Below are 14,552 nucleotides of genomic sequence, written 5' to 3' on the forward strand. Positions count from 1 at the left end.
GTGTCGGTTTACATGCCCTGCACCCCAGGTAGAATGGCGCCTCCCGCGACCATCCGAGCAGACTTCATGGCGTTGCCGACACTACGCATCATCGGTTTCATCATCGGCATCTTCCTGATCACCCTCGCGATCGCCATGGTCGTGCCCATGGCCACCCTGGTGATCTTCGACCGCACCGGCGACCTGCCCTCGTTCCTGTGGGCCAGCCTGATCACCTTTATCGCCGGCCTGGCCCTGGTGATTCCGGGCCGCCCCGAGCATGTGCACCTGCGCCCCCGGGACATGTACCTTCTTACGGTGACAAGCTGGGTGGTGGTGTGCATATTCGCTGCGCTGCCGTTTCTGCTGACCCAGCACATCAGCTACACCGACTCGTTTTTCGAAAGCATGTCCGGCATCACCGCCACTGGCTCCACGGTATTGAGCGGGCTGGACAGCATGTCGCCGGGCATCCTGATGTGGCGCTCGCTGCTGCACTGGCTCGGCGGGATCGGCTTTATCGGCATGGCGGTGGCGATTCTGCCGCTGTTGCGCATTGGTGGCATGCGCCTGTTCCAGACCGAGTCCTCGGACCGCTCGGAAAAGGTCATGCCGCGCTCGCACATGGTGGCGCGTCTGATCGTGGCGGCGTATGTGGGCATTACCATCCTCGGCAGCCTGGCGTTCTGGTGGGCAGGGATGGGTTTGTTCGATGCGATCAACCACGCGATGTCGGCGATTTCCACCGGCGGCTTTTCCACCTCCGACGAGTCCCTTGCGCACTGGAAACAACCGGCCGTGCACTGGGTGGCGGTGGTAGTGATGATCCTCGGCAGCTTGCCGTTCACCCTGTATGTGGCCACTTTGCGCGGTAACCGCCGGGCACTGATCAAGGATCAGCAGGTACAGGGCCTGCTCGGTTTGCTGGTGGTGACCTGGCTGGTGCTCGGCACCTGGTACTGGTGGACCACCAACCTGCATTGGCTGGAGGCGCTGCGCCATGTGGCGTTGAACGTCACCTCAGTGGTGACCACCACGGGCTTTGCCCTGGGCGACTACAGCCTGTGGGGCAACTTCTCACTGATGCTTTTTTTCTACCTGGGCTTTATCGGTGGCTGCTCGGGCTCGACCGCCGGCGGGATCAAGATTTTCCGCTTCCAGGTCGCCTATATCCTGCTCAAGGCCAACTTGAACCAGTTGATTCACCCGCGCGCGGTGATTAAACAAAAGTACAACGGCCACCGCCTCGACGAAGAGATCGTGCGGTCGATCCTGACCTTCTCGTTTTTCTTCGCCATCACCATCTGCGCCATCGCCCTGGCCTTGTCGTTGCTGGGCCTGGACTGGATGACCGCGCTGACCGGCGCCGCCAGTACCGTGTCCGGTGTAGGCCCGGGCCTTGGCGAAACCATCGGGCCGGCCGGCAACTTTTCCAGCCTGCCGGATGCGGCCAAGTGGATCCTGTCGCTGGGGATGCTGCTGGGCCGGCTGGAAATCATTACGGTCTTTGTTCTATGCATTCCGGCGTTCTGGCGTCACTGACCGTCGACGCCTGCAGCAGCCGCGCCCGGTACTCGCCGGGGGTGGCATCGAACCAGCGGCGAAACGCGCGGAAGAAGTTGCTCGGGTCGGCAAAGCCCAGCAGGTAGGCGATCTCCAGCAGGGTCATGCTCGGCTGCGCCAGGTACTGCTCGGCCAGTTCGCGGCGAGTGTCGTCGAGCAGCGCCTGGAAACTGGTGCCCTCCTCCTGCAGACGCCGCTGCAAGGTGCGCTGTGACAGGTGCAGGGTCTGGGCCACCACTTCACGCTTGGGTTCGCCCTGGGGCAGCAGGCGACACAGCACCTGACGCGCCTTGTGGGTCACGCGGCTTTCGGAGAACCGCGCCAGGTACTCACCGGCAAAGCGGTCGTGCAGCAGCGCCATGGCTTCGTTGGCCGTGGGCAGCGGCGCGTCCATGTCGGCGCGCTCAAAGATCAGCGCGTCATAGGCCGCATCGAATTCCAGCGGGGCGTGGAACGCTTGCCTGTAGGGCGCAAGATCCGCCGGCTGAGCGCCCTGCAGCAGCACCTTGCGCGGTTGCAGGGTGCGCCCGGTCAACCAGCCGCACAGCGCCAACGCACTGGCCAGTGACGCTTCGGCGCTTTGCCGGGTGGGAGGGAGGTGGTCGCCATGCACGGTCAGAATCAGCGCATAGCCTTCGGGCAAGAGTCTGAAACTCAAGTCGGCGCTTTCGGCAATGATGCGCTGGTAACGCACCAGGCGCATGAAGCCTTCGGCCAGGGTGTTGCTGGACATCAGCGCATACCCGACCACATGAAACGACGCCGGGCGCACCACCTTGCCCATGTTCAGGCCAATCGCCGGATTGCCCGACAGCTCCACCGCACGCTGCCACAGTCGCGTCATCGAATCCTGCGGGAAACGCGCGTCGGGGTCGCTCAGCGCGGCATAGTCCAGACCCAGTTGCCTGAACAGGCTACGGCAGTCCAGGCCGTCCATTTCCAGTGCCTTGACTATCCCCATCGCCCAGCTTGCAGAAGTTGTTCGTTCGCTCATGGCGTCTTCTTAATTAGGCTGGCTTGAACGGCAGCCAGGAAGCCAAGGATACTAAAGTGGCATCTATTGTCACTGGCTGTTGCCACTGATCACTCTAGACTCAATTAAGCTCCCCGCCGAACATCTGTTCGGCGGCACAACAATCAAAGGGCCGCCAATCTTGGAAAACGTCAGGAAATTCAACAGCTTTGCTGAGTTTTACCCGTATTACCTGAGTGAACATGGCAATAGCACCTGCCGCCGCCTGCACTTTATCGGCACCACGCTGGTGATCGGGATTCTGGCGTATGCCATCGGCAGAGGCTCATTGGCGCTGTTGATCGCCTTGCCGATTGCCGGCTACAGCTTTGCCTGGATTGGCCACTTTTTCTTTGAAAAGAACCGTCCGGCAACCTTCCAGCATCCGTTCTACAGCTTGCTGGGTGACTTTGTGATGTACCGCGACATGATTCTGGGCAAGGTGCCCTTCTAGCGATTTAATAGTCTGTTTGTCATTTACAGTGCTGTATCCTGCCAAGGCTTTTTGAGCGCGCGCAATCACCTGCGATTGAACAAACAGACTTTGCAAGGAGCGACGACGATGCACGAGATACCTAATCTCCCCTTCCCAAGCCTGCACGAAACTGAGCAGCCAACCCCGCAACAGGCCAGCGAGAAGCAGCCTGAAGCCAAACAAGCACAACCAGTGGCCAGCGAAAGCCAGGACTGACGCCGTACCAGACCGTGTGGAAAGCGCAATGTGAGCGCTTTCCACACTGCCTGAACCATGAGATACCCGCCATGACCGATCAATCCCCCACTACTCCCCCCGACGCCGCCGTACTCGACACTGCCTTGCAGATGGTCGAAGTGTGGAACCGCCTCAGCGAAGACAAGCAAGCGCTATTGCTCAAGCGTTTCGGCACCCAGGAAAACGCCCTCGCCGCCCTGGTCACCACGCAACTGCTCGCCCCTGCCCAGCCCTGATTGCGGATTTTTTCCTTTCGCCGCCCTGCGCAGGCTGAAGCATCGGTATCATTAGCAGCCTATCTTTACCTGCTGCGACAGTGGACTCTCTCCCATGCCAGATACCCAGCGCCCCATGGCGGTCACGCTGCAAGTTGTTTCCATCGTGCTGTTCACCTTTATCGGCTACCTGAACATCGGCATCCCCCTGGCCGTACTGCCGGGCTATGTCCACAGCGAGCTGGGCTATGGCGCGGTCATCGCCGGGCTGGTGATCAGCGTGCAATACCTGGCCACCCTGCTAAGCCGCCCTTATGCCGGGCGCATGATCGACACCCTGGGCTGCAAGCGCGCGGTGCTGATCGGCATGACCGGTTGTGGCCTGAGCGGTGTGTTCATGCTGCTTGCGGCATGGCTTGCGAGCTTTCCGGCGCTCAGCCTGGCCAGCCTGTTCATCGGCCGGCTGGTGCTGGGCAGCGCCGAGAGCCTGGTCGGCTCGGGCGCCATCGGCTGGGGCATCGGCCGCGTGGGTGCTGCCAACACCGCCAAAGTCATCTCGTGGAACGGCATCGCCAGCTATGGCGCATTGGCCATCGGCGCGCCGTTGGGTGTAGTGCTGGTCAGCCAGCTCGGGCTGTGGAGCATGGGCGTCAGCATCATTTTGCTGGGGGTGATGGGCGTGGCGCTGGGCTGGCGCAAGGAAGCGGTGCCGATTGTGGCCGGTGTGCGCCTGCCGTTCATGAATGTACTGGGCCGGGTGTTTCCCCACGGCTGCGCACTGGCGCTGGGCTCGATCGGCTTTGGCACCATCGCCACCTTTATCACCTTGTACTACACCACCCAGCATTGGGATAACGCGGTGTGGGCCCTGAGCCTGTTCGGTGCCAGCTTTATCGGCGCGCGGCTGTTGTTCGGCAACCTGATCAACCGCATCGGCGGTTTTCGCGTGGCGATTGCGTGCCTGTCGGTGGAAATTCTCGGCCTGCTGCTGTTATGGCTGGCGCCGGACGCACACCTGGCACTGGCCGGCGCGGCGTTGAGCGGCTTCGGGTTTTCCCTGGTGTTTCCGGCGCTGGGCGTGGAAGCGGTGAACCTGGTGCCAGCCTCCAGCCGTGGCGCTGCGGTGGGGGCCTACTCGCTGTTTATCGACTTGTCGCTGGGCATTACCGGCCCGCTGGCAGGAGCCGTGGCGGCAGGCTTCGGTTTTGCCTCGATCTTCCTGTTCGCCGCGCTAGCCGCCCTGGGTGGCATGCTGCTGTGCCTGTACCTTTACCGCCAGGCACCCAAGGCCCGCGAAGCGCGCAACGCCTAGAAATCGACCTTGCCGCGCCCTGCCTTGATGCTGCCACGCTTGGTCTTGGACTCCAGCCGACGCTTTTTCGAACCCAGCGTGGGCTTGGTGGGCCGGCGCTTCTTCTCGACCTTGGTGGCGCTCTGGATCAACTCCACGAGACGCTCCAGCGCATCGGCACGGTTCTGTTCCTGGGTCCGGTATTGCTGGGCCTTGAGCACCAGCACGCCGTCACTGGTAATCCGACTGTCGCGCAGCGCCAGCAGGCGCTCCTTGTAGAACTCCGGCAACGACGACCCTGGAATATCAAAGCGCAGGTGCACCGCACTCGACACCTTGTTGACGTTCTGCCCACCCGCGCCCTGGGCGCGAATGGCAGTCAGCTCGATCTCGGCGTCGGCGAGGTGGACGGTGTTGGAAATCACCAGCATGACAAGCCCGACTCCAGATTCAAGGGTTTATACGATCACGACTTCAGCGCTGCGGTCGCCGCCGCCCGCTTGTTCTTGATGCCATAGCACAGGCCCATGAAGGCCACCCACACCGGAATCGCATACACCGACACCTGAATCCCTGGAATCATCAGCATGATCACCAGGATAAACACCACAAACGCCAGGCAGATGTAATTGCCATACGGATACCACAGCGCCTTGAACAGCGGCACCTGGCCGGTGCGGTTCATGTGTTGGCGGAACTTGAAATGGGAGAAGCTGATCATCGCCCAGTTGATCACCAGCGTGGCCACCACCAGCGACATCAGCAACTCCAGGGCGTGTTGCGGGATGAAGTAATTCATCAGCACCGCCACCAGGGTAACCGCCGCCGAGGCGAGAATCGCGCGCACCGGCACGCCGCGCGTGTCGATCTTCGCCAGGGCTTCGGGGGCGTCGCCCTGTTCGGCCATGCCCAGCAGCATGCGGCTGTTGCAGTAAGTGCCGCTGTTGTACACCGACAATGCGGCGGTCAGCACCACGAAGTTGAGGATATGCGCCGCCGTGTTGCTGCCGAGCATCGAGAACACCTGCACGAACGGGCTGCCGCTGTAGGGATCGCCGGACGCGTTGAGGGTTGCCAGCAGGCTGTCCCAGGGTGTCAGCGACAACAGCACCACCAGCGCACCGATGTAGAAAATCAGAATGCGGTAAATCACCTGATTGATCGCCTTGGGAATCACGGTGCGAGGCTGGTCGGCTTCGGCGGCGGTAAAGCCGAGCATTTCCAGGCCACCGAAGGAGAACATGATGATCGCCATGGCCATTACCAACCCGCCCACCCCATGGGGGAAGAAACCGCCGTGCTCCCACAGGTTGCTCACCGAGGCTTGCGGGCCGCCGCTGCCGCTGACCAGCAGGTAGCTGCCCAGGGCGATCATGCCGACAATCGCCACCACCTTGATGATCGCGAACCAGAACTCGGCCTCTCCGAAGACTTTGACGTTGGCCAGGTTGATCAGGTTGATCAGCACGAAGAACGCCGCCGCCGAGACCCAGGTCGGAATCTCTGGCCACCAGTAGTGCACGTATTTGCCAACGGCCGTCAGTTCCGACATGCCCACCAGAATGTAGAGGATCCAGCAGTTCCAGCCCGACAGGAACCCGGCGAAACCGCCCCAATAGGTGTGGGCAAAGTGGCTGAAGGAGCCGGCGACCGGCTCTTCGACGATCATCTCGCCGAGCTGGCGCATGATCATGAAGGCGATGAAGCCGCAGATGGCATAGCCCAGGATCATCGACGGGCCGGCGGACTTGAGCACGCCGGCCGAGCCCAGGAACAGCCCGGTGCCGATGGCGCCACCGAGGGCGATCAACTGGATGTGGCGATTTTTCAGGCCGCGTTTCAGCTCGCCTGACGGGGAATGGGGTTCACTCATGAATAGGCTCTCACGCAAGGTTTGATGATGTTGAATGCAGGTTGCTGCCTTGAATTACCGACTCAAGCAGCGCCGCTCAAACCCCAGCGCAGGCACCAGGAGTACAGCGTCGTTCTAACGGTCATGCGTCACCTGTTTGTTTTTATCTGTGACGAAATCGAACCCGCCAGGCTCGTGGCCGGACGGAGTGATCGGGGTGGGTAAACCCCGGTTCTTGGCCTTGTGCGTGGTATACGCGAGGCGGTCACAGTAAAACGCGGGGCATTGTACACCGCTCGCCCGCTTCGGCACGCCCCAGGACGGTGCGCGCGACACTCTGTCAGCCAATCCTTACAGCCCAGGCACACGGCTGCACGACGGGCCATAACCGTAAATCTATCGTTACAACCCGGAAAGCCTGCGTTACAGCGAGGTTTTTTGGCGGATTACGAAAAATTGTCGGTTGGAAATTCCTGAAGAATCAGTTCAGCCAATTAGCTGTTTTTTCTGCATAAACTTTTTTCCGAAAAAAACCGAAGAAAAAATCCAAATGAAACCGTGTCAATAAATATTTTGCATTTTGAAACACTCTCTCCTAGGTTCATCCCACTTGCCAGCGAAGCCCGTTGGCAAGCGTTCTCAAACAACGTCCTCTAGGAGATACACCATGCAAGCACTGGAAAAAGACCTGGAAACCGAACTGCAACTTGACGATTGGTTTGAAGCGCCGACCCATGAGGCCGCCGTGGAAATGATGCAAGCCGACGCCGTTGTGCCGTTCGGCACCGCGATGTGGCCGTTCTAACACCCGGCAGGCAATCGGCAGGTGCTGTGCACGGCACCTGCCCCCTTACCCAAGGCACAGAAGGACACACGTCATGGACAAGGCCCGCGCCGTCGAACACTTTCTCTACTACCTCGCTCATCACCCGGCCCTTGAAGGCCTGAGCCGCCCTACCGTGCTGCTGGGCCATACCGAGCGCTATGACGCCATCGCCCAGGCCATCACCCACGGCAGCAACGCTCGTTTCAACTTCCAGGTGCAGCGCCTGGACCTGGCCGCCAGCGACGCCCTGGCCCAGTCCATCGAAGCCTGCGACCTGTACCTGTTTCTATATGATTCCTCGACCCTGCCCAACCCACGTGCCGAAGGCCCGGATTTCATCCGCGCCTTGCAGGGCGTGATGGCGGAACACTGGAAGAAATCCCTGCTGTTCAAGGACTATGGCGACTACTTCTACGACACCTTCAGCGTCGCGCCACAGCGCATTGCCGACCTCAACGCCACGCTGATCCGGCGGATGAGCCAGGCCAACGTGCTGAGCTTCACCGACAAGCACGGTTCACGCATTGAGGCGCCGATGAGCAGCATCAAGAAGTGGACCAATATCAACGGGGTCGGCAACCACGACCTCGCCCCCGGCGAGATCGCCACCCACAGCGAAGCCATCAATGGCCAGGTGCGCTTTGTCGGCACCTTTCTGAGCACCATCCCGTTTGCGCGCAAGTACGGCGTGCTGGAGTCTCCGTTGGAGCTGTGGATCGAGAACTCGACCATCTGCAGCGTGGCCAGCGAGGTGCCGGGGCTGGCCGATGACTTCAACAAATACCTGAATGCCAACCCGTCCAATCGTCGCGTCGAGGAACTGGGGATCGGCACCAACGAAGGGGTCAAGGATTTGTATGCACGCAATGCAGGCTTCGAGGAGCGCCACTGCGGGTTGCACCTGGGATTGGGCGGCGGACAGAAAGGCAGCCACCACCTGGACCTGATCTTTGCCAGCGGCGTGTTGGCGCTGGATGACAAGCCGGTGTTTGATGGCACGTTTGCGTTTTAGCAGAACATCGCAAATTCAGATCGAAAAAAAACGCCAACCCGAAGGTTGGCGTTTTTTTATGCAGCACTTACATCACTGCGGCTTCTTGCGACCGAACCCGGGACGCTGTCCCGAACCGGCAGGGGCGCCACGGCGCTTGCCCGATGGCTCGTCGGCGACCAGTTTCGGGCCGGGCCGCTTGTTCGCCGCCGGCTTGGCCGGGCGCTTGGTGCTGGCGTTGTCGGCCGGACGGTCCGCTTCACCACGGTTGCTGCGACCGCCACTCGGCGCTTCGCCACGCGCAGGACGCGGGGCGCGCGGTGCACGCTCGCCTTCCTGGCGCGACGGCGCGACAGGACGACGCTCACCTTCGATGTGCGGCTGACGGGAGATACGCCCGCCGGCGGCCGGTGCATCCAGCGCCGGGCGCAGGGTGCGGGCCACACGCTCGGTGCGGGGCACTGGGCGCGACGATTTGCGCTGCATACGCTCAAGCTTGTCTTTGCTCTTGGCGTTCATCTGCGGCATGGCGACCGGTGTCAGGCCGACTTCGGCGCTGAGAATGTCGACCTCGTACTGGCTCATTTCGCGCCAGCGGCCCATCGGCAGGTCGGAGTTGAGAAACACCGGGCCAAAACGCACACGCTTCAGGCGGCTGACCACCAGGCCCTGGGATTCCCACAGGCGACGCACTTCACGGTTGCGGCCTTCCATCACCACGCAGTGGTACCAGTGGTTGAAACCTTCACCACCGGGGGCCTGCTTGATGTCGGTGAATTTGGCCGGGCCGTCTTCGAGCACCACGCCCGCCTTGAGGCGTTCGATCATCTCGTCGTCGACTTCGCCGCGTACACGCACCGCGTATTCGCGGTCCATCTCGTAGGACGGGTGCATCAGGCGGTTGGCCAGTTCGCCGTCGGTGGTGAACATCAGCAAGCCGGTGGTGTTGATGTCCAGGCGGCCGATGTTGATCCAGCGGCCTTCCTTGGGCTTGGGCATCTTGTCGAACACGGTCGGACGGCCTTCCGGATCGTCACGGGTGCAGATCTCGCCGTCGGGCTTGTTGTACATGATCACACGGCGCACCGATTCGGCGGCCTCTTCACGCTTGATGACCTTGCCATCAATGGTGATTGCATCGTGCAAGTCGACGCGCTGGCCGAGGGTGGCCTCGACGCCGTTGACCTTGATGCGCTTCTGGGTGATCCAGGCTTCGACGTCGCGGCGCGAGCCCACGCCGATACGCGCCAGCACCTTTTGCAGTTTTTCGCCTGCTGGGCCGATTTCCTGGCTGTCGTTCTGGTCTTTGTCGTTCATCTTAAGCACCTCCCGGTGGGTCGATTCAGGCCTGGCCTGAAGAGTGTTGAAAGCGGGGCTTTGCGCGACTGCGTCGGCAAAGGGTCGCGAATCATACGCGTATGGCGCGCGTTGCGCATCACAGAGTAGTCGATAAGAGCACGGTCATTTGCTTTTCCGCCGACCGGTGGCGCCCAGCGCAAGCAGACGCAGCTCGGCTTCGGCCAGCACGGTGCGCTTGTCGACCTTGTCGAGTTTCTTCCAGGCACGGATTTCGCGCTTGCTGCGACCACAGCCGACGCAGATGTCGTCGCTGAATTTGCAGATGCTGATGCAGGGGTCTTTGGTGGAACTCATGCATTTTTCCCTGACAATAATAAGGCTCAAAATGTGGGAGGGGGCTTGCTCCCGATAGCGGTAGATCAGCTACAGATGATTTGCCTGACCCACTGCAATCGGGAGCAAGCCCCCTCCCACATTTGATTGCGTCAGTCTTCGAGTTGGCGGCGTTCGTTTTCGATAGCTTCGGCCAGGGCGCGCGCTTCGTCTTCTTCGTCGCTCAGCGGGGGCTGTTCGAGGGCAGCTACGGCGGCCAACAGTTTTTCACGCGCCTGGGCAATACCCAGGATGTCCTCTTCTACGACTTCAGCCTCGGCTTCAACGTTCAGTTGAGTGTCCGGCTCAGGAGCAGCTTCACGCAACAAGTCATCGAAGTCGGTCTTGATGCCCTGCTCCATATCATCCAACTCCAGCAGCAAGGTATGGAAACTGGTTTCGTCTTTGGGCTCTTCGGGCTCCGCCGTAGCATCGGCCAGTTCCTGCAGGCTCGCCGGGACCGGCGCGTCGTCGAAATCGAGCACCGACTCGGCTTCCATTTCGCGCAACTCGGCGAGGGGCGGCAAGTCGTCGAGGTTCTTCAGGTTGAAATGGTCGAGGAACACCTTGGTGGTGGCGAACATCGCCGGTTTGCCGGGCACGTCGCGGTAGCCGACGATGCGGATCCATTCGCGCTCCAGCAATGTCTTGACGATATGGCTGTTCACCGCCACGCCACGCACATCCTCAATCTCGCCTCGGGTGATCGGCTGGCGATAGGCGATCAGCGCCATGGTTTCCAGCATCGCCCGTGAGTAGCGTTGCGGGCGCTCTTCCCACAGGCGGCCGACCCACGGGGAAAATTTCTCACGGATCTGCAGTCGATAACCCGACGCCACTTCGCGCAGTTCAAAGGCGCGGCCTTCGCAGGACTTGCGCAGGATTTCCAACGCCTTCTTGAACACTGGCGGCTCGGGACGTTCGGCCTCTTCAAAGAGTTCGAACAGGCGCTCTAGAGATTGCGGCTTGCCCGAGGCCAGGAGGAAGGCTTCCAGCAGCGGCGCCAGTTCACGGGGTTCAGTCAGATTCATCGATTCAGCTCTTTATTCGGCTCGCGCCCGCACGTGGATAGCCGCAAAAGGCTCATTCTGCACCAGCTCGACCAGGGATTCCTTGACCAGCTCGAGGATCGCCATGAACGTAACCACTACACCCAAGCGCCCCTCCTCGGCGGTGAACAGCTCGACAAACGGCACAAACCCGCCGCCCTTGAGGCGCTCGAGCACGTCGCTCATGCGCTCGCGGGTCGACAGTGCCTCGCGGCTGACCTGGTGGCTTTCAAACATGTCGCCACGGCGCAGCACTTCGGCCATGGACATCAGCAATTCCTCCAGGCTCACGTCCGGCAGCAGCTTGCGCGCGCGGGCCTCGGGCGCGTCCAGCCTGGGTACCACCACGTCACGGCCCACGCGGCTGAGGCCATCGATGCCTTCGGCGGCGGCCTTGAAGCGTTCGTATTCCTGCAGGCGGCGGATCAGCTCGGCGCGCGGATCGTCTTCCTCGGCCTCGACGGTTTCGGAACGTGGCAGCAGCATGCGCGACTTGATCTCGGCAAGCATGGCGGCCATCACCAGGTACTCGGCGGCCAGCTCCAGGCGAACCGACTGCATCAACTCGACATAGCCCATGTACTGGCGAGTAATTTCCGCCACCGGGATGTCGAGGATGTTGATGTTCTGCTTGCGGATCAGGTACAGCAGCAAGTCCAGCGGGCCTTCGAAAGCGTCAAGGAACACTTCCAGGGCGTCCGGCGGGATGTACAGGTCCAGCGGCATTTCCATCACGGCCTGGCCGTAGACCATGGCAAATGGCAGTTCCTGCTGGGCGCCCGCCTGGGGATCGGCGGTTTCCACGGCCGACATTCAGGCCTCGACCATGAAGGGCGTCGGGTCGCCGCAACCGACCCGCACCACTTGCGGCTCGCCGTCAGCCAGGTTGATCACGGTGGACGCCTTGCCGCCGCCGAAACCGCCGTCGATGATCAGGTCCACCTGTTTTTCCAGGAGCTGACGCATTTCGTAGGGGTCTTCCAGCGGTTCGGTGTCGCCGGGCATGATCAACGACACGCTCATCAGCGGCTCGCCCAACTCGGCCAGCAGCGCCAGGGCAATCGGGTGCTCGGGCACGCGCAGGCCGATGGTGCGTTTCTTCGGGTGCAGCAACAGGCGCGGTACTTCGCGGGTGGCGTTGAGAATAAAGGTGTAGGGCCCGGGTAGATGGGCCTTGAGCAGGCGGAAGGTGCCGGTGTCGACCTTGGCGAACAGGCCCAGTTGGGACAGGTCGCTGCAGATCAGCGCAAAGTTGTGGTTCTTGTCCAGGTCACGCAGGCGTCTTACACGCTCGACCGCACTCTTGTCGCCGATCTGACAACCGATAGCGTAGGACGAATCCGTGGGGTAGATCACCACACCGCCGGCGCGGATGATCTCGACCGCCTGTTTGATCAGGCGCGCCTGGGGGTTTTCCGGATGAATCTGGAAGAATTGACTCACGTGCTCTACCTGTTCAGACGGTGGCAATAATGGGGTCATGCTTGAATCGCCCCCACAACAGCGGCAAATCTTCCGGGATGGCGCGGTACTCGCCGATCTCGGACCAGCCGCCTGGGCCATGGAAATCACTGCCGGCACTGACCAGCAGACCAAATTCGCGGGCAAGGATCGCCAGGCTGCCCACCTGATCGGCGGGTTGATGACCGTTGACCACTTCAATCGCGTGGCCGCCGGCTCCCATATAGTCGCCAATCAGCTTGCGACGCTTGCTGCGGGTGAAATCGTAATGCCAGGGATGCGCCAGGCTGACCCAGGCCCCGGCGGCACGCAGGGTCTGCACGGTGTCTTCCAGGGTCGGCCAATGTTGCTTCACATCGCCCAGTTTGCCGGCGCCCAGCCATTTGCGGAACGCTTCGGCGCGGTCCTTCACGAAACCCTCGCGCACCATCCAGTCGGCGAAGTGCGGCCGGGCCGGCGCATTGCCGCTGTCGCCCAGCTCCTGCTGGATGGCGCGCGCGCCATCGAGCGCACCGGGCATGCCTTTGAGGCTTAACTTGCGGCTTATTTCTTCGGACCGCAGCCAGCGACCATCGTGCAACTGGGCGATGGCGGCGACCAACGCCGGCGCGTTCTGGTCAAAACCATAGCCCAGCACATGAATGGTGGCGCCGCCCCAGGTACACGACAACTCCACGCCATTGACCAGTTGCATGCCCAGGCTCTGGGCTGTCGCGCGGGCCTCGTCGAGGCCTTCGACGGTATCGTGGTCGGTCAACGCCAGGACTCGCACGCCTTTTTCAAACGCACGCGCAACCAGTACCGCAGGCGCCAGGGCGCCGTCGGAGGCCGTGCTGTGGCAGTGCAAATCAACATTCACGGGGGTCTGTAACCTCAAGTCAGCTGGCGCTATCGCAACCAAGGATGTTTGTTATTATGCCGCCACATCCAGCTTCTGGCTCTTACTGTGAAACAATTCATCGACTTCATCCCGCTGTTGCTGTTTTTCATCGTTTACAAACTCGACCCTCGGGTCATCGATCTGGCCGGCCACGAACTCACCTTCGGCGGCATCTACAGCGCCACCGCCGTGCTGATCATCAGCTCTGTCGTGGTCTACGGCGCCATCTTTATCTCCCAGCGCAAACTCGAAAAAAGCCAATGGCTGACCCTGATCGCCTGCCTCGTCTTCGGCAGCCTGACCCTGGCCTTTCACAGCGAAACCTTCCTTAAATGGAAAGCCCCGGTGGTGAACTGGCTGTTCGCGCTGGCGTTTATCGGCAGCCACTTCATCGGTGACCGCCTGCTGATCAAGCGGATCATGGGTCACGCACTGACGCTGCCGGAGCCCGTGTGGACCCGCTTGAACATAGCCTGGATCGTGTTTTTCCTGTTCTGCGGCGCCGCCAACCTGTTCGTCGCCTTCACGTTCCAGGACTACTGGGTCGACTTCAAAGTCTTCGGCAGCCTGGGCATGACCGTGCTATTCCTGGTCGCCCAGGGTATCTACCTGTCGCGCCACCTGCATGACACCGACCCCACCACGCCGAAAACCGAGGACTGACATGCTCTACGCCATCATTGCCACCGACGTTGCCCACTCGCTGGAAAAACGCCTGTCCGTGCGCCCGGCCCATGTCGAGCGGCTGAAAGTGCTGCAAGCCGAAGGCCGGATCGTACTGGCCGGCCCACACCCGGCGGTGGACAGCAATGACCCGGGCGACGCCGGTTTCACCGGCAGCCTGATCGTCGCCGAATTCGCGTCCCTGGCCGATGCCAGGGCCTGGGCCGACGCCGATCCGTATGTCACGGCGGGCGTGTATGCGAACGTCACCGTCAAACCGTTCAAGCAAGTCCTGCCTTGATTCAGGCGGCGCCGAACCTTATCGGTTCGGCGCGCTCCTAATTGTTCATTATTCCCGGTAACCTGCCGACAACATTCTGAATATTC

18 protein-coding genes are annotated in these 14,552 nt (G+C 61.4%); 9 read left to right on the forward strand and 9 right to left on the reverse strand.

Features of this window, described 5'->3' with window-relative positions; genetic code table 11:
- Positions 1-66: 66 nt before the first annotated feature.
- Entirely contained in the window at positions 67-1,521 is a 1,455-nt protein-coding gene (locus tag JOE32_RS11655; protein ID WP_209984165.1) for a TrkH family potassium uptake protein, read from the forward strand.
- Here the strand turns inward: JOE32_RS11655 and JOE32_RS11660 are convergent.
- Entirely contained in the window at positions 1,478-2,536 is a 1,059-nt protein-coding gene (locus JOE32_RS11660; protein ID WP_209984169.1) for an AraC family transcriptional regulator, read from the reverse strand. The genes JOE32_RS11655 and JOE32_RS11660 overlap by 44 nt on opposite strands.
- 160 nt (positions 2,537-2,696) lie before the next feature.
- Here JOE32_RS11660 and JOE32_RS11665 point away from each other — a divergent pair, with 160 nt between their 5' ends.
- The 4 genes from JOE32_RS11665 (at position 2,697) to JOE32_RS11675 (ending at position 4,793) form a co-directional block, all read left to right on the forward strand.
- On the forward strand, positions 2,697-3,008 hold the full coding sequence (locus JOE32_RS11665; protein ID WP_209984171.1) for a DUF962 domain-containing protein: 312 nt from the start codon (positions 2,697-2,699) through the stop codon (positions 3,006-3,008).
- A gap of 108 nt (positions 3,009-3,116) precedes the next feature.
- A complete protein-coding gene (locus tag JOE32_RS25135; protein ID WP_269457977.1) occupies positions 3,117-3,245 on the forward strand; it encodes a hypothetical protein in 129 nt (42 codons plus the stop codon).
- 71 nt (positions 3,246-3,316) lie between these two features.
- Entirely contained in the window at positions 3,317-3,502 is a 186-nt protein-coding gene (locus tag JOE32_RS11670) for a hypothetical protein (RefSeq protein WP_209984174.1), read from the forward strand.
- Between the two features lie 94 nt (positions 3,503-3,596).
- Positions 3,597-4,793, forward strand: coding sequence for an MFS transporter (locus JOE32_RS11675; RefSeq protein WP_209984177.1), 1,197 nt, complete (start codon positions 3,597-3,599; stop codon positions 4,791-4,793).
- Here the strand turns inward: JOE32_RS11675 and arfB are convergent.
- Positions 4,790-5,203, reverse strand: coding sequence for an alternative ribosome rescue aminoacyl-tRNA hydrolase ArfB (gene arfB / locus JOE32_RS11680; RefSeq protein ID WP_209984180.1), 414 nt, complete (start codon positions 5,201-5,203; stop codon positions 4,790-4,792). The two genes, JOE32_RS11675 and arfB, sit on opposite strands and share 4 nt — an antisense overlap.
- Before the next feature lie 35 nt (positions 5,204-5,238).
- On the reverse strand, positions 5,239-6,645 hold the full coding sequence (locus tag JOE32_RS11685; protein ID WP_209984185.1) for an amino acid permease: 1,407 nt from the start codon (positions 6,643-6,645) through the stop codon (positions 5,239-5,241).
- A 646-nt stretch (positions 6,646-7,291) separates the two neighbouring features.
- Here JOE32_RS11685 and JOE32_RS11690 point away from each other — a divergent pair.
- Positions 7,292-7,429, forward strand: a complete 138-nt coding sequence (locus JOE32_RS11690; RefSeq protein WP_003237751.1) for a hypothetical protein — start codon at positions 7,292-7,294, stop codon at positions 7,427-7,429.
- A 73-nt stretch (positions 7,430-7,502) separates the two neighbouring features.
- Positions 7,503-8,462, forward strand: coding sequence for a hypothetical protein (locus tag JOE32_RS11695; RefSeq protein ID WP_057007144.1), 960 nt, complete (start codon positions 7,503-7,505; stop codon positions 8,460-8,462).
- Positions 8,463-8,534: 72 nt separating this feature from the next.
- On the opposite strand, the gene rluB is transcribed toward JOE32_RS11695, so the two are convergent.
- From rluB to JOE32_RS11725, 6 genes are all read right to left on the reverse strand, one after another.
- Positions 8,535-9,758 (reverse strand): 23S rRNA pseudouridine(2605) synthase RluB, encoded by a 1,224-nt coding sequence (gene rluB / locus JOE32_RS11700; protein WP_209984190.1) that lies wholly within the window; start codon positions 9,756-9,758, stop codon positions 8,535-8,537.
- Between the two features lie 144 nt (positions 9,759-9,902).
- Positions 9,903-10,094: a DUF1289 domain-containing protein gene (locus JOE32_RS11705; protein ID WP_005790815.1), complete on the reverse strand. Its 192-nt coding sequence runs from the start codon at positions 10,092-10,094 to the stop codon at positions 9,903-9,905.
- A 131-nt stretch (positions 10,095-10,225) separates the two neighbouring features.
- Positions 10,226-11,143, reverse strand: a complete 918-nt coding sequence (gene scpB / locus JOE32_RS11710; protein ID WP_209984193.1) for an SMC-Scp complex subunit ScpB — start codon at positions 11,141-11,143, stop codon at positions 10,226-10,228.
- Between the two features lie 12 nt (positions 11,144-11,155).
- Positions 11,156-11,854: a ScpA family protein gene (locus JOE32_RS11715; protein ID WP_209990487.1), complete on the reverse strand. Its 699-nt coding sequence runs from the start codon at positions 11,852-11,854 to the stop codon at positions 11,156-11,158.
- A 120-nt stretch (positions 11,855-11,974) separates the two neighbouring features.
- On the reverse strand, positions 11,975-12,604 hold the full coding sequence (locus JOE32_RS11720; RefSeq protein ID WP_003237737.1) for an L-threonylcarbamoyladenylate synthase: 630 nt from the start codon (positions 12,602-12,604) through the stop codon (positions 11,975-11,977).
- Between the two features lie 13 nt (positions 12,605-12,617).
- A complete protein-coding gene (locus JOE32_RS11725) occupies positions 12,618-13,481 on the reverse strand; it encodes a PHP domain-containing protein (protein WP_209984196.1) in 864 nt (287 codons plus the stop codon).
- Positions 13,482-13,568: 87 nt separating this feature from the next.
- Between JOE32_RS11725 and JOE32_RS11730 the strand changes: the two genes are divergently transcribed.
- Both JOE32_RS11730 and JOE32_RS11735 read left to right on the forward strand, forming a co-directional pair.
- Complete coding sequence (locus tag JOE32_RS11730) at positions 13,569-14,165, forward strand: septation protein A (RefSeq protein ID WP_057007151.1); 597 nt, start codon at positions 13,569-13,571, stop codon at positions 14,163-14,165.
- A 1-nt stretch (position 14,166) separates the two neighbouring features.
- Positions 14,167-14,466 carry a YciI family protein gene (locus JOE32_RS11735; protein ID WP_209984198.1) on the forward strand — a complete coding sequence of 100 codons (300 nt, stop codon included), beginning with the start codon at positions 14,167-14,169 and terminating at the stop codon, positions 14,464-14,466.
- The last annotated feature ends 86 nt before the right edge of the window (positions 14,467-14,552 follow it).

This window comes from Pseudomonas sp. PvP025 (assembly GCF_017832155.1).
In the GTDB taxonomy this organism is placed as follows: domain Bacteria; phylum Pseudomonadota; class Gammaproteobacteria; order Pseudomonadales; family Pseudomonadaceae; genus Aquipseudomonas.

Coding starts and splice junctions, on each gene's coding strand:
- JOE32_RS11670 (WP_209984174.1), top strand. CDS start 3,317: ATGACCGATCAATCCCCCACTACTCCCCCCGACGCCGCCGTACTCGAC.
- JOE32_RS11695 (WP_057007144.1), top strand. CDS start 7,503: ATGGACAAGGCCCGCGCCGTCGAACACTTTCTCTACTACCTCGCTCAT.
- JOE32_RS11655 (WP_209984165.1), top strand. CDS start 67: ATGGCGTTGCCGACACTACGCATCATCGGTTTCATCATCGGCATCTTC.
- JOE32_RS11685 (WP_209984185.1), bottom strand. CDS start 6,645: ATGAGTGAACCCCATTCCCCGTCAGGCGAGCTGAAACGCGGCCTGAAA.
- JOE32_RS11705 (WP_005790815.1), bottom strand. CDS start 10,094: ATGAGTTCCACCAAAGACCCCTGCATCAGCATCTGCAAATTCAGCGAC.
- JOE32_RS11735 (WP_209984198.1), top strand. CDS start 14,167: ATGCTCTACGCCATCATTGCCACCGACGTTGCCCACTCGCTGGAAAAA.
- JOE32_RS11660 (WP_209984169.1), bottom strand. CDS start 2,536: ATGAGCGAACGAACAACTTCTGCAAGCTGGGCGATGGGGATAGTCAAG.
- JOE32_RS11675 (WP_209984177.1), top strand. CDS start 3,597: ATGCCAGATACCCAGCGCCCCATGGCGGTCACGCTGCAAGTTGTTTCC.
- JOE32_RS11690 (WP_003237751.1), top strand. CDS start 7,292: ATGCAAGCACTGGAAAAAGACCTGGAAACCGAACTGCAACTTGACGAT.
- rluB (WP_209984190.1), bottom strand. CDS start 9,758: ATGAACGACAAAGACCAGAACGACAGCCAGGAAATCGGCCCAGCAGGC.
- scpB (WP_209984193.1), bottom strand. CDS start 11,143: ATGAATCTGACTGAACCCCGTGAACTGGCGCCGCTGCTGGAAGCCTTC.
- JOE32_RS25135 (WP_269457977.1), top strand. CDS start 3,117: ATGCACGAGATACCTAATCTCCCCTTCCCAAGCCTGCACGAAACTGAG.
- arfB (WP_209984180.1), bottom strand. CDS start 5,203: ATGCTGGTGATTTCCAACACCGTCCACCTCGCCGACGCCGAGATCGAG.